At 61.8% G+C, this 16,063-nt stretch carries 10 protein-coding genes; 7 read left to right on the top strand and 3 right to left on the bottom strand.

All coding sequences use genetic code 11. The features are described from left to right. Nucleotides 1-510: hydrolase (locus tag V6M50_RS19800; RefSeq protein WP_332820304.1), on the bottom strand; the 510-nt coding region annotated here is incomplete at its 3' end. Between the two features lie 150 nt (nt 511-660). Between V6M50_RS19800 and V6M50_RS19805 the strand changes: the two genes are divergently transcribed. The 5 genes from V6M50_RS19805 (at nt 661) to V6M50_RS19825 (ending at nt 9,949) form a co-directional block, all read left to right on the top strand. Further along, on the top strand, nt 661-1,539 hold the full coding sequence (locus V6M50_RS19805; RefSeq protein ID WP_332820305.1) for a LysR family transcriptional regulator: 879 nt from the start codon (nt 661-663) through the stop codon (nt 1,537-1,539). A gap of 615 nt (nt 1,540-2,154) precedes the next feature. Then, nucleotides 2,155-3,681 carry a flavin monoamine oxidase family protein gene (locus V6M50_RS19810; protein WP_332820306.1) on the top strand — a complete coding sequence of 509 codons (1,527 nt, stop codon included), beginning with the start codon at nt 2,155-2,157 and terminating at the stop codon, nt 3,679-3,681. Between the two features lie 87 nt (nt 3,682-3,768). Beyond that, nucleotides 3,769-6,291 carry a TonB-dependent receptor plug domain-containing protein gene (locus tag V6M50_RS19815; protein WP_332820307.1) on the top strand — a complete coding sequence of 841 codons (2,523 nt, stop codon included), beginning with the start codon at nt 3,769-3,771 and terminating at the stop codon, nt 6,289-6,291. Nucleotides 6,292-6,353: 62 nt separating this feature from the next. Further along, entirely contained in the window at nt 6,354-6,854 is a 501-nt protein-coding gene (locus V6M50_RS19820; RefSeq protein WP_443030549.1) for a RidA family protein, read from the top strand. Between the two features lie 308 nt (nt 6,855-7,162). Continuing rightward, nucleotides 7,163-9,949 (top strand): DUF3857 domain-containing protein, encoded by a 2,787-nt coding sequence (locus tag V6M50_RS19825; protein ID WP_332820309.1) that lies wholly within the window; start codon nt 7,163-7,165, stop codon nt 9,947-9,949. 294 nt (nt 9,950-10,243) lie between these two features. On the opposite strand, the gene V6M50_RS19830 is transcribed toward V6M50_RS19825, so the two are convergent. Continuing rightward, nucleotides 10,244-10,681, bottom strand: a complete 438-nt coding sequence (locus V6M50_RS19830; RefSeq protein ID WP_332820310.1) for a MucR family transcriptional regulator — start codon at nt 10,679-10,681, stop codon at nt 10,244-10,246. Between the two features lie 242 nt (nt 10,682-10,923). Here V6M50_RS19830 and V6M50_RS19835 point away from each other — a divergent pair, with 242 nt between their 5' ends. After that, nucleotides 10,924-11,367: a thermonuclease family protein gene (locus tag V6M50_RS19835; RefSeq protein WP_332820311.1), complete on the top strand. Its 444-nt coding sequence runs from the start codon at nt 10,924-10,926 to the stop codon at nt 11,365-11,367. Next, nucleotides 11,368-11,604, top strand: coding sequence for an excalibur calcium-binding domain-containing protein (locus V6M50_RS19840; protein ID WP_332820313.1), 237 nt, complete (start codon nt 11,368-11,370; stop codon nt 11,602-11,604). A gap of 119 nt (nt 11,605-11,723) precedes the next feature. Here V6M50_RS19840 and V6M50_RS19845 read toward each other — a convergent pair whose 3' ends face one another. Beyond that, nucleotides 11,724-15,947 carry a CHAT domain-containing protein gene (locus V6M50_RS19845; protein ID WP_332820312.1) on the bottom strand — a complete coding sequence of 1,408 codons (4,224 nt, stop codon included), beginning with the start codon at nt 15,945-15,947 and terminating at the stop codon, nt 11,724-11,726. Nucleotides 15,948-16,063: the final 116 nt, after the last annotated feature.

Genomic DNA, 16,063 nt, shown 5'->3' on the forward strand with positions numbered 1-16,063 from the left:
AGCGAGCGCCATCACGGTCATCACGTTCGCGCCGGCCGCGATCATTCGCTGGATGGCAACTTCGTGAGACTCCTTCGAAATCCCGCCCGACGCGTCGGTGATCACGGTCACGTCCCAGCCTTCACCGGCCGCCTGAATGACAGGCATTGCGACGCAGACTTCGGTCCACAGGCCGGCGATGATCAGCTGCTTGCGGCCAGTCGCCTTGACCGCGTCGACCACGTTCTTGTCCTGCCAGGTGTTCACCCATGTCCGGTCGATCACTTCTTGATCCGGGAAGACGTCAGTGATCTGCTTAAAGAGATAACCGCCACGACCCGCGATCACACTCGTGAGAATGGTTGGGACTTCGAACGCCTTAGCCAGCTTGGCCAGCGCGGTCGTAAGGTTGACCACGGCTTGCGGGTCATGGCTGTTCAGGTTGGCGAGCTGGTAGGGCTGGTGATCGATCAGCACGAGCACCGAATCTTCGGGACGAAGGAGCGATTTAAGGCCGTTACGGAAGGTCATGACTATCCTCTGCTGTCGTTGAATGGGCAGTTGGTCTGCCGGGAGTCAGGCGCCGGCTGTGGCGCCGTCCCAATCGACGTTGCCATTCCCATATCCGATGCGGTAGCGCCGTTTCGCGGGACGCCGTGTCGCAGAATGGGGAACGCCGAATTGGATATCGAAGAATTGCGGACATTCGTGGAAGTCGCCGACGCGGGCGGCGTTTCGCCTGCCGCGCGCCGGCTCGGCGTCTCCAAGTCGATCGTCAGCCGGCGGCTTGCCCGGCTCGAGGCGGAGCTTGGCGTCCAGCTCCTTGCACGATCCACGCGCGGAGCTGCTCTCACCGAAGCCGGGACGACGTTCCGGGACTATGCGGCCAGGGTCTGCACCGAGATCGACGTGGCGAAGGAGACGATCCTGCCCGCCGGCGAACTTCGTGGCCGCTTGCGGATTTCCGCGCCTCTGACGTTCGGCCCGACCCACTTCGCTGCCGTGCTCGCGGAGATGGCACGACGCCACCCTCTACTCAACATCCAGACCTGCTATACGGATCGCTTCGTCGATCTGATAGCGGAGGGCTATGACTGTGCGATCCGGGTCGGCTACCTCCAGAACTCCAATTTGGTCGCGCGACGCGTCGGACCGATATATGGGAATCTCCTCGCGAGCCCGGACTATATTGCCGCACATGGATCGCCCGAGACGCCCGAGGAACTCGGCGAACATCAGGCGCTCATGCAGGGCACCGAAGCCTGGCAACTCTTGGATGGCGACAAGATCGTCACGGTTCATCCGCAGGGGCGCTTCAAGGCCGACAACGGCACCGCCTTGATCGCCGCCGCGATCGCGGGTCTCGGGATCGCTTACCTTCCCGACGGCCTTACCCATGAACATGTGGCCTCCGGCGCACTCGTGCCGATCATGACACGGTATCCGCCACCTCCGGCCGGTGTATATGTCATACGCCCGCCAAACCAGCATCCCGCTCGAAAGATAAGGGTCCTCACCGAAATGCTGATCGAGTGTTTCGAACAGGCTCCCGTATCTTAATCGAACTACTCGTGGCTAAAGACCGATCGGCTATGGCTGTGCAGACGACTTCGCGGCGCTTTGGCCGTTTGCTGCCGGGCCGCTTTGGGATCGAAATCTGCCTAAGCAGACACAGGAGTCGTCGCGCTGCTCAGTGATTTGAAGCCGCCGAAATCGGTCGTCCGTTGAGGTGCAGGCGCCCTCCGATATGCGCAGTATTTCTTCGATTGTCGCCGGTAAGCCTCTGAAATTGCTGCAGTGCACAAAGATGCAAATGCTGCATCTCCTTTTGCAATCTTTGCAATTGCGCGTCATGCAGTTGCAATATTTATTGGAAACGCTCGAAGAATCACAAGAATTCAGCGGCCTCGCAGGTGAATACTGTCAGTCAATATCGGCTGCCAGAATGAGTAATCGTGCGTAAATTCATTACACAACAACATCAATAACAACAATGTGGATATTTTCAGGAATATCGGAACGGACGATCTATACCAAAAATCTGCGCGGCACTTTCTGACGCGGTGAACAACGGGAGAGCGACGACACATTGCACAGGGGAGCAATATGATCACGCGCCGCGTTCTGTTGGGAAAGATCGGGATAACTGGGGGCGCCGGGGCAACCGCGGCGGCCATGCAATCATTGGGACTGTTCGGCGTTTCGACCGCGAACGCGCTTCCGGCCTTGCCGCCGGATTTCGGCAAAAATGGTCATGTCATCATACTCGGCGCCGGGATAGCCGGGTTGGTTTCGGCGTACGAACTCGAACAGGCAGGGTTTTCGGTCACCCTGCTCGAGGCGCGAGGCCGGGTCGGCGGGCGCGCCTGGACGGTGCGCGACGGCGACAAGATCGAGATGATCGGCGAGGCGACGCAAACCGCCAAATTCTCGGAAGGCGTCTATTTCAATGCAGGCCCCGCGCGCCTGCCGAGCTTCCACCAAGGCATTCTCGGCTACGCCAAGAAGTTCGACGTTCCGCTCGAGGTCGAGGTCAATTCGAGCCGCTCCGCCTTTCTCGTCGCCGATGACGGGAACAAGGTGCGGATGCGCAGCGCGATCAACGATACGCGCGGCCATATCGCCGAGCTCCTCTCGAAGGCCATCAATCAGGGCGCACTCGACCAGGCAGTGACGGCAGAAGACAAAGCCAGACTTATGCCGTTCCTGCGTTTTTACGGCGATCTCGACGAGAAGGGGGCCTTCAACGGAACCACGCGGTCGGGCTTCGGCACGGCGCCCGGCGCGGGCACATCGAGTTTCGAGACGCCCTGCAAGCCCGCCGCGCTCTCGGCGCTGCTGGCCAACGAACAGCTGCCGATGTCGCTGTTCGAAGACATGCTCTACATGCAGGCAACGATGTTCCAGCCGGTCGGTGGGATGGACCAGATCTCGGTCGGGATCGAACGCAACCTCAAGAGCCGCGCGATCCGCCATGCCGAGGTGCGGCGCATCCGGCACGATGCGAAGGGCGTCTCGGTGACGTACATCGACCGGCCAAGCGGCGCGGCGCAGACGGTCAAGGGCGATTATATCGTCTGCACCATCCCGTTCCCGGTGCTCGCGAAGATCGACGCCAATTTTTCGAAGCCCGTCGCACAGGCGATTGCCGCCGTCCCCTATGACGACAGCAACAAGGTCGCGTTCGAGGCGCCGCGCTTCTGGGAGCGCGACCAGATCTATGGCGGCATCACCTTCGTCGGCGGCGACACCAGCTTGATCTGGTATCCATCGGCCAATTTGCACAGCGAGCGGGGGATGCTGCTCGGCTGCTATTCCTCCGGCCCGAAAGCGGCGGAGTTCCGGAAAAGGCCACTCGCCGATCAAATCGCAATCGCGCGCGCCGCGATCGAGAAAACCCATCCCGGTCATGGCGATGACTGCGTCAATCCACTCGTCGTGAACTGGAAAAAGGTACCGTTCAGTCTGGGCCCTTGGCCGAGCTGGAACCCGGGGCAGTCGGGCCGGCAGGAAGCGCATATCGACACGCCCGAGTTCCGGCTTTTGAACAAGCCCGATGGCCGCATCTTCTTTGCGGGCGCGGCCTTGAGCCAGACGCCTGGCTGGCAGGAAGGCGCCATCCAGTCCGCCCATGCCGCCGTCGCGGCGCTTGCCGGGCAAGTGTCGGACCGAGCGCCGACCCGGTCGGCAAAGGCAGCCTGACCCATTCCAACCAGTTTTGGAGTCATGCGCAGACATGACCCGCAATCGGAGAGGCCACCGCAAGCAATAACAACAAGGGGCCGTTTCATGAAAAAAATAGGGGTCATTTCTCATATCGCGATCGCCGTGGCAGGCCTTTCGCTGAGCCAGACGGCGTTTGCAGCCGAGGCAGAAGCAGCCGCCGACGACCAAGCCGGCAGCGAGATCATCGTCACCGGAACGCGCACGTCCGGCCTGACAGTCGCCGAGAGCCCCACGCCGATCAAGGTCCTGGGCGAGGACACGATCGGCCATGTCGGCCAGCCGAACCTCAACCAGATACTGACGCAGCTGGTGCCCTCCTTTACCGCCCAGGCCTTCGGCGGCGATACCGCGAACCTCACCTTGTCCGCCCGTCTGCGCGGCCTCAGCCCCAATCACACGCTGGTGCTCGTCAACGGCAAGCGGCGGCACGGCACCTCCAACCTAGCCGTTCTCGGCGGACCCTATCAGGGCGCGGCGACGGCCGATCTCGACCTGATCTCCCCCTCCTCGATCAAGCGGATCGAAGTGCTTGAGGATGGTGCTGCGGCGCAATATGGCTCGGATGCGATCGCCGGCGTGATCAACATCATCTTGAAGGACGATGACGAGGGCGGCTCCGGCTATGCAACGGCCGGCAAGAACTATGACGTCGGCGGCGATACCTACGCCGGCACGATCCATCTTGCAACGCGGGTCGGCGATGCCGGGTTCATCAACGTTACCCTATTCCACCGCTACCATGATTTCACCCAGATCGGCGGGCTCGACCGGCGCGTCACCGACATCAACGGCAATCTGCTGACCACGACGACCAGCCCGGCGCTGTCGGCCGCACAGCAGGCGCTCTATCGCAACATCCCGGGCTTTCCGTTCGTCAACAAGATCAATGGCGACGCAAAGTCGCACCTCACGAACGTGCAGTTCAACTCGGCCTATGATTTCGGCGACGTCGAGGCCTATGCGTTCGGATCGTATAGCAAGCGCATCGCCAGCGCGTATGAGAATCTCCGCGTTCCCGACCGCGTCATCGCCTCGCCCGTGCTGGGCGTCGCGGGCACGCTGACGACGCCAGGCGAGCTCATCCCGTTCCCGACAGGCTTCAGCCCGCGCGAGGGTATTCGCGAGGATGATTATTCGATGACCGGCGGCTTTCGCGGCACATTGGGCGGCATCAACTTCGATCTCAGCACGACCTATGGCGAAGACAAGAATCTGATCTACACGCTCGACTCCGCCAACCGCTCGCTGTTCATCGACACGCACTTCACCCCGCTCGATTTCTACAACGGCTTCTTCAAGGCCCGCGAGTTCACCGCCAATGCCGATTTCAGCAAGGAATTCGACGCCGGCATGGCCGAGCCGCTGAACGTGGCGTTCGGGTTCGAATATCGGAAGAATTCCTATGAGATCGGGTCGGGCGATCCAGCGTCGATCTACAAGGAAGGCGGCCAGTCCTATCCGGGTTTCCGCCCCTCGGACGCGGGCTATAATTCGCGCAACAACAAGTCGGTCTATCTCGATATCGCCGCGTCTCCCGTCGAGGAACTGAAACTCAACGGCGCTGTCCGCTACGAGCATTATTCGGATTTCGGCAGCAATGTCATTTTCAAGGGCACGGGCCGCTACGACTTTAGCGACGCCTTCGCGCTGCGCGGCACCGTCTCGACCGGGTTTCGCGCGCCGACCTTGGCCGAATCCTTCTATTCGGCGACAAACGTCTCGCCCACGTCGGCGTTCGTGCAGCTTCCGGCGAACTCCGCCGCGGCCAAGCTGATCGGCTTCGACAATCTGAAACCCGAAAAATCGACGAACTTCAGCGTGGGCGTGGTGTTGCGGCCAGCGGCGAACCTGACGATCACCCTCGACGCCTATCAGGTCCGGATTCGCGACCGCATTCTCGGGACCGGATCGATCTTTGGGAGCGGCGGCGCGACGAACTTTCCGATCGTGACCGCCGCGATCATTGCCAACGGCAATATTCTCGATCCGACGGTGAGCCAGACCGGCATCAACATCTTCACCAATGGCGCGACGACCCGGACGCAGGGCCTCGAAATGACGGCGAGCTATACGACTTACCTCGATGGCGGCAGTATCGCGTGGACGCTGTCGGGCAACTACAACAAGACCAAGATAACGAAGCTCGCCGCCGCGCCCGCGACGCTCGGCGGGATCCCGCTGTTCGATGCCAGTGCGCAAAGCAACCTGGAATCGGCATCGCCCAAGCTGAAGGTCATCGCGTCCGCCGATCTGTCGCTCGGACGCTTTTCCGCGACGGCGCGCGGGACAGTCTATGGCAAGAGTTCCAACTTCACGAGCCCCGACGGCGGCACCTTCTACAAGCAGGTGATCGGCACCGCGTTCATTGCCGATCTCGAACTCGGGTACGACCTCACCGACGAGCTGACGATTTCGATCGGCGGCAATAATCTGTTCAACAAGCGGCCGCCGACCGTCGCGCTTGTACCGGGCACGACCAACTCGACCTTGGTCAACGGCGGCAATGTTCTCGACGCGCCGCTGACTTTCAGCCCATACGGCATCAATGGCGGCTATTATTATGGGCGCGTAAATTTCAAGTTCTGAGGGGGGATCGGCATGGGGTCCAAAAGCTCCATGCCGAACCGCCGCAATTTAGGGAGATGGATATGAAGAGCTTGAGTATTTTGATCGCCGCATCGCTGCTCTGCGGAACCGCTTCAGCCGCAGAGCCCGCGCCGCCGGCGATCGTGCGTCACACCAATCCGCCGCCGGCGATCATCCTCGGCGGCGTCACCCTTCCCCCGGGCGCCGAGATCGTGCTTCTGAGCGGCCAGCTCGCCTCCCCGATCGATCCGGCCAAGACCGACAGCATCGAGGCATTCGGCGACACCAAGACGCAGACGATCAGCACCTTCAACAAGATCAAGGCCGCGCTCGAGAAACTCGGCTATTCGATGTCCGACATCGTCAAGCTGACCGTGTTCGTCACCGGCGATCCGAAGCTGGGCGGCAAGATGGATTTTGCGGGCTTTAACGACGGCTATAAGCAATTCTTCGGCACCGCTGAGAATCCCAATCTGGTGGCGCGCTCTACCGTGCAAGTCGCCGGACTTGCAGGTCCGAACTTCCTGATCGAGATCGAAGCGATTGCCGCGAAGGTTCCATAGAGCGCCTACATTTGATGAAGACTGGAGCCAGTTCGGAACGCCATTGTGCTCAAGCGCGAAAGCGGCAGCCTCTCCCGGCAGTTTCATTCTTGCGTGGATTTGTTTGGGGTCGCATCGTTGGCCAAGCCTTCCGCCGTCGGCCGAGAAGGAGTGTGTTGTCCGGCTCGACTTGGCCGGTTGCAGCTGGTCGGCTTTCAGGTCGGAAACGGCAAAAGGCGGACATTCCAATTAGCGCCAATTGCGCACCATCGTACATTGCTGCCCCGGCGACATTTGGCTAGAGCCCTTCCCACAGGGGAGTGAACATCTTGCGATATGGGGCTTATCTCGCCGCTACGGCGATGTCTTTTGCGATGCCCGCGGCGGCGGCCGAAGCGCCGATCTATGCGCCGCCGGGCGCTTGGGTTGTGCCGAACAAGGCTCCGCTTACGGAAGGCACGGACGCGCGGCCCTGGCTCCTCGCTGATCAGCAGGTGCTGATCGAAGGCGACAAACGCTCAACCTTCACCGACAGCGCCTTTCGCATCCAGTCGGCCGAGGTGTTGCGGAACTGGAGCGACATGGGCTTCGAATGGCAACCGGACCGCGACGATCTGATTATCCACAGCATCGAGATCATCCGCGACGGGAAACCGATCAACTTACTCGCGCAGGGACTGAAACTGAACGTTCTGCAACGCGAGAAGGATTTCGAGCAGCGTGCGATCAATGGGCAGCTGACTGCGACCGCGCCGATCGAGGATCTGCGCGTCGGCGACACGGTGCGTTTTTCAACTACCCTCGTCGAGCGCACAACGGTGCTCAAAGGCAACGGGGAGGCGCTGGTCGATCTAACCGCCGAACCCGCGCCGATTGCGGCGGGGTCGGTGCGGATATTGTGGCCGAAGGACTTGCCCGTCAAATGGAAGGCGTTCGGCAAGGGCATCGCGCCGTTGGAGAGCGACAAGACCGGCTATCACATCCTCACTCAGTCGCACCCGCTGGCCAAGCAGGACGAGATGCCCCAGGATGCGCCGCTGCGCTTCCGCCGCGCGCCGGGGCTCGAATTCTCGACCTTCGCGTCTTGGACCGATCTTTCTCGGACGATTGCGCCGGTATACGCGACCGCGGGCACGATCAAGGACGGCGGGGCGCTCGCGACCGAGGTCGACCGGATCGCCGCCGCGACCATCGATCCGAAGGCGCGTGCTGATGCTGCGCTGCGTCTTGTGCAGAACGAAATCCGCTACCTTTATCGCGGAATGGAAAACGGGAATTATGTGCCGCAGGCGCCGGAGGCGACATGGTCGCTCCGCTATGGCGACTGTAAGGCGAAGACGCTGCTGTTGCTCGCCATACTCGACCGATTGGGCATCGAGGCACGACCTGCGCTTGTCCATTCGACGCTCGGAGACCTGCTGCGCGACCGGTTGCCGACACTCGGCGCCTTCGATCATGTCATCGTCGACGCCAAGATCGACGATACCGATTATTGGCTCGACGGCACGACCGCAGGTACGCATATCGAGGATCTGGCCGACGTGCCGCCCTTCAGCTTCACGCTGCCGTTGACAAGCGAGGGTCACGATATCGCCGCGCTGCCGCAGCGGCGCCCCGCCCGGCCGCAGATGGCGGTCGCGATCGATTACGACCAGTCGGCAGGCACCGCCTTTCCGCCGCTCTTCGATCTCACCTTCACGGTCCGCGGTGCGATGGCGGCGCCGCTGGCGACTGTGAAGGCGCAGGCCAAGCCCGATCAGCTTCGCGAGCTCGCGCAGCGTGCGCTTGGCGAGTTCGTCAACAATGGCGTGATCTACAGCCGCTCGATCGAGGTCGACGAAAAGAAAGGCCTCGCCACGATCCGCGCCAAGGGCATCGGCAATCTACCCTGGAATCGCAGCGAGGAGCAGCCCTATCTTCCGATCAAGGGGATAGTCGGGGACTTCAAGGTCGATATCGATCGGGCGCGTCCCGCCTGGCGCGACATCCCGGTCGCCACCGGTAATCCGATGACGATGGAGTATCGGTTCGGCCTGACGTTGCCGCGTGATGCCGCCTTCACGGCCGAAGGCGAAGCGCGGACCGACCGCGAGATCGCCGGGTTCGTCATAAGGCGCGACGCACGTCTCAACGGCAATCGGCTCGAAGACCTCGAGAGCCTGTGGACGAAGGGCGTCGAGTTGCCCGCCAACGCGCTTCCCGGCGCTCGCGCGCAGGCGGCAGCGATCAAGAAAAGCGAATTTCGGGTACGCGCGCCGGCAGGCTATCCATCGCGGGTCGAGGAAATCGCCAACGCTCGCGCGGGGAAGCGTCTCGCCCCACTTCTCGCCGCCTACCAGAAGGCGATCGACGACAATCCCGACGACGCGAGCAATTATCTGAACCGCGCGGCCTTCAACAGCGGCATCTTCGACTATAAGGCAGCGATCGCCGACTATGACGCCGCAATCGCGCGCGCGCCCACCGCGAGCAACTATCAACGGCGCGCCTGGCTGAAGGCTATGCTCGGCGACAATGCTCCGGCGCTCGCCGACATCGAGGAGGCGCTGGCGCTCGATCCTGGATCGGTGGAGGCGTTGGCACAGAAGGTGGGACTGCTCACCGAGCTGGGCCGTACCGACGACGCCCTCGCGCTGGCCGACGAGCAGATGGCAAGTGCGAAGGACAAGCGCGACTGGGTCGGCCTTAAGGTCAACGCGCTCGGCAAGGCAGGTCGCGCCAACGAAGGCGCGGCGCTACTCGCCGAAGCGCTCGCCGAGCGGCCCGGCGACCCTCGTCTGCTTAACGAGATGTGCTGGCTCCGCGGAACGCGCGAGATCCAGCTCGACGTCGCGCTCAAGGATTGCACTCGCGCGATCGAGCTTAGCGAAAATGCCGCTGCTGTGCTCGACAGCCGGGCGATGATCTATTTCAGGCTCGGCCGGGCCGATGAAGCGCGCGCCGATCTGGATGCCGCACTGAAGCTAAGCCCTGGCGAGCCCGGCTCGCTCTATATGCGCGGAATCATCCGTGGTCGTAGCGACGACAAGGTCGGCGCACTCGCCGACCTCGCGCTCGCCCGGCTTCAGAACGGCGAGATCGACAAGACCTATGCGGAATACGGGATCAAGCCATAGCATCGATCGCCCCTCTGCGAGGCGCGGTCCGACCTGATCTCCGGGACTTTGCGTTGCCGGGGCAAGAACTTCGCGGATTCCGGTGAAGGGACGGCCCTACAGCCGACTGGCGGCTCTCGGACGCAAATAGGGGAACGGACGGAGCATCGGACCCCGTCCGCCGATCTGATCGATCTCACCGGCGATAATCGCGCGGTCATCTCGGTCGGCTCATCGACGCGGCCGCGATACTTCGCGGCATAACGCGGGAGTAGCAACCCTGCCATGGCGCCGTCCGGAGCGTGTTCGATCAGGCTATTTTGCTTTGGCGCGGCCGCGCGCGGCTGGCTTCCGGCCGCCGCCGCGTCCCTTGGTTCCGAGGCCGATCGCCTTTGCGAGAGTGCGGCGCGTCTCGGCGTAGTTGGGCGCGACCATCGGATAGTCTTTGGGCAGGTTCCATTTCGTCCGATAGTCGTCAGGTGTCATGTTGTATGCCGTCATTAAGTGGCGGCGGAGCATCTTGAGCTTTTTGCCGTCCTCAAGACAGACAATATAATCGGGCTTCACCGAGGCGCGGATTGAGACGGCGGGTTCCTGTTTGACTTCGGGGGCTTCGGTGGTGCCAAGACCCGCAAGCGCATCGTGCACAGAGCGGATGATCAGCGGGAAGTCCGATATGGCAACGCTGTTGTTACTGACAAGCGCGGCAACAATGTCCGCAGTCAGTGTGACAAGCGTTTCGGAATCTTCCATGCACATTTCCCTTCGAAAGCTAAGCTGTCTCACCAGGCCTCTAGCAGGGCAATGTGCTCGGAACAAATGGCAAGAACAGCGCCTAATCGTTCGTCGGCGGAATGGCGCACCTGTGATGCGGAGTTAGTTTGGCCGAAACCGGACCTTCGGCTTTGGGGGAACCTAACTCGCAAAGTGGCCTTTAAATCACAGCCGCCCGTGAATAGACTGATCACACAAATCACGCCGATGGGAGATCAGCAATGCAGCACATTATCTTCGCGGCGTCGATACTCGGCTTGGTGCTCGCTCCCAGCATCGTCCGTGCGCAGGATGTCAGCGGCCCCGCGCATGCCGTCGATGGTGATACACTTAACATGGCGGGCATCGTGGTTCGCCTTCACGGTATGGACGCGCCCGAGTTGAACCAAGGCTGCGTACGCGCCGGCGCCCCATGGACTTGTGGAAGAGAAGCCGCGGGCAAGCTTTCTACGCTCGTTGCAGATCAGTCGGTTCGCTGCGAGCAGCGCGACATCGACGATTATGGCCGCATCGTTGCGACCTGCCGGATCGGCCATACCGATCTCTCAGCGGCGATGATCGATGCCGGGCTCGCCGTTGCCCTGCCACATTTCTCGACCTTCTATGTCGCCAACGAGGCGCGTGCCCGCGGTCGGCGCATCGGACTCTGGGATTCGGAGTTTTAGCTGCCTGGCGACTATCGCGCCGCCCATCCCGCGCCGCGGGCGAGACCTGCACCGCCCGCCGACAGCCCGCGCCAGCCCTTCACGCGTCAGCATCGCTCGGTCGTCTATTTCCGCGGCTGCAACGAGGCCCGCGCCGCAGGCGCCGCACCAATCTACCGCGGGCAGCCTGGCTATCGCCCCGAAATGGACGGCGATGGAGACGGCATCGCCTGCGAGCCCTATCGCGGACGCCGCTAGCATGATCCATGGTCAAATGGGACGACCAACGCCCAATAACCTTGCGGTTGATCTGGTTGGCTCAAGTTGGCCGGTAGCGGTCGGATCGCTTTGAGCGTCTTTCTCTGACATCCGGCCCATCACCGGTCTTGGTTGGCGATTAGGGCAAAGGATGCCCAGGCCGATGGATGAGCCCAATAGTCACGCCAGCCAACGATCCGCGATCCGTCCTCGCGCAGTCCGGTCCGGACTGCTTTCATCGCCTGTTGGAGCGCCTTGGCGCGCGAAATTTCCGCGTCACCGCGGCGTAGACGTAGCATCTCCGTTATCAAAATGACGGTGGCCTCATCAGAGACGCGCCAGTGACTTGCGAGGATGGAATCCGCGCCGGCAAACAGAAAAGCCCGCGCAAGGCTCGACATGCTATCCGCGGACCGGTCCCGCTCCGCCGAAGCCGTGTTGCAGGCCGAGAGGATTACGATGTCTGCCGTCAGCAGCATCTGTGTCACTTCCGATGCTGTAAGCAACCCGTCGTCGCTTGCACTTGCGTTCGCGGGCGGGGTTAGCACCAAGCCCGGCTCATCCACGCCCTTGACCTCGGTGGGGAGAAGACCGTGTGTCGCAAAGGAAATGATGCGCGCATTTGCCAAGCCCTCATTCGCTCGAGCATGCACTTCAGTCGCGTCCGGTCCGACATGGAGTAGGGAAGCCTCGCTCGGGAACAGCCGTGAAACCGTTTCAAGCTCCCGGCGCGTGCCGGACAGCGGTTTAAGCCGGCGCAGGAAACGAACATCGGCAAGTTGGATCCCGTCGGCACCGCGATCCGGAATAAAAACATGATCTCCACGAGGGGGCGGGCCATCCAGAACAGGGTCGCCGTAGGCCTCGAATTCGCGCGACCAACGCGCCTTGCTCTCCCCATCCTTCAACAGGAGCGCCGACACCGAGGGCAAGCGGATCAGCCCGAACCGATCCGCCAGCCACCGCGTCTCCTGGTCGTTGGGGAGAGCCGCGACCAACATAGCAGGCGGCACCTGCGCCAGATCACCTTCGCCAACGAAGAAGATTGTGTCGATACCGGCCAACTGCGGTTCGAACAGGCCGAAAGTCTGAGAATAATAGCGATAAGCGGCGGCGGTATCGAATGGCGTATAGTCAGCCGCCGCCGCCGATCCGAATATCCGCCTTACCGCGGACCCAGGGCATTTCTTTATGTCAGCGTGGCAGAGCAAAGTGGCGACTAGATCTGCGATCTCGTCCATTCGGGTGGTCGAGCGCCGCCAGTCGGACGTCTTCTGTGTGACGAGAATTGCATGAAGATGCGTATCGCCTTGCCCGACGATAAGGACGGCTTCATTGGGTTCAAGCGCGGACTGGACGTCGTTCAACGCGACGGGAACCGGCGCCAGTAACGCGCCATATTCCGGAAAGCCCTCGCGAATGCGCCTGTCCAGTTCAGCATATTCGACGGCCAGACGGCCCGCAGCTCGGCGGTCGAGTTTCTTATCCTGGCGCGGCGCCATAAATGCTTCTTTCGCTGTCCCAAGCAGCGAGGCGACGTTCCGGAGGCGGACTGCAAGCTGGCTTTCATCGTCCCGATTCAAAAGATCTGCGATCTCCTGCCGCCGCCGCATGAGTGTCGCCAATTCCCCCTTGCCCGCAGCGATGCGCGTTTGCGCGAGCGCCATGGCGATCGCTCCCTCCGAGTTGGTGATGCGCTGCGCGACACGAAACACGCGCGGGTCGACCGGCCGCGCCGTTTCGCTTTCGGCGACAGGCTGCGCGGACCAAAGAGTGTCGAGAAAAGCGCCATAGCGCTCGAATTGCTCTGCTGCGATCCGGTCGCTGACGCGTCGCCGACTACGGAAATCACGGCCCGTAAGCTTGGCCTGCTCCGCCTCTGCCAAAGCCAAGCCAGCTTCGACATAGGGCAGTGCCTCCGCTGCCTCTCCCGTTCGGTTGAGGAGCCGGCCGTAGTCAGCCCTAAAATCGGCACATTCGGGCGACTGCCCGGTGCCGCATTTGCTGACGAGAGATTTGAGCAGTGGGAGCTGCATCGCATCATCACCTCTTCGCGTCCCGATGAGGCCGTCGATTCCGTCCTGGACGATTACGCCGAGGCCAGGGTCGAATGAGGCGAGCGCGGCCGCATCTGCCTGCCGCAGAAGAATTTGGGCCTGTTCGGCGTTCCCGGCGCTCGCCTCGGTCTGGGCGAGCATCACCAGAGCCAGTGAGCGCTCGACCTTCGCCGCATTTTTTCCGTCGCCGAACAACGCGCCATAGACAAAATGATTATGCTCCAGTTGACCAAGGTCGATATCGACGGCCATGGAGTTGAGGCCGATTGTGATCGACGTTTCATTTTCCGCGCCATAAGCGGCAAGCGCCGTCTCGAACATCGCGCGGTGTACGCTACGCGCAGCGGCAGAGCCGACATGATTGGCCAGAAAATTGGCATATGCGTTCTGGACGCGTAACACTTGCTTGCCCGCACGGCCAAAGCGGCGCTCGCGTTTGATCAGTTTCTCGAACTGCGCGATGGCTTCGGGGAGGCGAGATTGTGCTGCGAGGACGTCCACCAATGCGCTAACCGTATCGAGCCGGTCCTGCCCGGTTGCATCGGGCGAGACATTGACGATGGACATCGCCTTTCGCGAAAGCCGTTCGGCCTCGCGCAAATTGTCATTCTGTTCGCTGCGGCGCGGAGATGCCGTGATAACATCGGCCAGGTCTCGCAGATACCGGGCATGTTCGATCGATGCGGGCCCCGCTTCGGCGGCGCTCGCCGCCTGCCCCTTATCAAAATAGCTTCGAGCCGCGCCATCGTTTCCTGCGTAGAGCGAATTTTCACCCCATTTCGAATAGATCAGACTTTCGCTGATCCCCCATTGCAGCAGGTCGTCGTGGCGGATAGCGAATATCTGGCGATAGAGTGGATCAGCACTATCGAACTGGTCGAGCTCACGCATTGCCACGGCGCGATCGAGTAGCGACGAGGCCAGATGAAGCCTTGAGGGCTGCCCTGACACCTTGTCGGTGCTAGCGACTTCATCGGTAGCAGCTACAACGGCAGAATAATCTTCAAGATTCAGCAGACTCGATGAAAGGCTTGCGATGGCATGAAGCCGGATCGGCGTAGCCCCGGCCGGCAGAGCAGCCAGCAGCAGCCGCGCGTCGTCGATAACGGCCGCATCGTCATCAAGCTGTCGGTCCAGGGCCACGAGCGTGCTGGCAGGCCGCGTCCAGTCAAGCCGTTTGGGAAAGCGCTCCCGCAGCAAGGTGACGACCGCACGAAACTGCTCGCGTTCATCGGCAGGCCGCGTCTGCTGATAATAGATGTCGGCAAGCTGCTGGCGGACCTCGACCTGCTTCATCGCGGCGGCGTCATCGACAGGCTTGGCCATTGCGATGGCCTCGACGAGCAATGGAATGGCGGCTTCTGGCTTTTGGTCCAGCGTCTCGACCTTCGCCAACCCTGCCAGCGCCGTGGCAATCTCGCGCGGTGAGCCGGTGGCCCGGGCTTCGCCAAGCAGCCGGTTACGCAACACCCTCGCGTCCGCCCGCCGGTCGTCTTGCTCTTCATAGATTTGAGCGAGGCGGACTTCGAGCTCCTGCACAGCTCTTGTATCGGGGCGGGAAAGGCCGCCGAATTGCGCAATAGCCGCCAGCAGATTGCCTTCAGCAGCAGCTCGTTCCTCTGCCATGCCGTCGAGCTGAAATGCTGCGAGCATACGCAGAACCTCTCCATATTCGGCGGAAGGGGCATGTCCAGCAAGTGTACGGCGCTGCGCGACTGCGCGCTTCAGGACGATGCGTGCGTCGGTATCGTCGCCTACATCGATCAGGATCTGCGCGAGCCGGGTCACAGCTCGCGCCGTAATGGGATCTGCCCTCCAGTCGATGGATTGATGATCATCCAGCGTGCGCCGTACTTCGGCGATCACAGCCTCCTCGTCGGCATCGAGTGGTGACCTTGCATCGCGTTTGGTTTTCCCGCGAACCGACGAGCCTCGTTTCGATCCGCGCCATCCTGGTTCGCCCTCAAGCCGGAGGCCGTGGCGATTGGCGATATCGAGACTCGTCAATTCGATGATGCGCGCACGAATATCCAAACTTGTCGGCGAAGGCCCGTCGAACATGGCAATGGCCAGCGCCTGTCTCAACAACGGCAGGCGGTGGCTGAAGAAGAGTGGTTCCGAGCGCGCTATCAATTCATCGACAAGTTTCACACGCGCCGCGGGAGTGTCAGGGATTTTCGGCGCGTCGATTGCTACCAGTGCCGGCGGCTCTATCTGGGCCTCGGCGCTGGAACATGCCATTCCAGGCACAGACAATGCGAGCAGCCACCACCGGAACATGCTCATAGCGTGCCTCTCCCCCAAGGCCCGAACGGATCATCCGAATGGATGCCGCCTCAGTGAGGCTTTCATATATTCCGCAATTTTCCAAGCTATGTTCGCGTTTCCAACTTGGCCTCGCT

Source organism: Sphingopyxis sp. (assembly GCF_036675685.1).
Classification (GTDB): Bacteria; Pseudomonadota; Alphaproteobacteria; order Sphingomonadales; family Sphingomonadaceae; genus Sphingopyxis.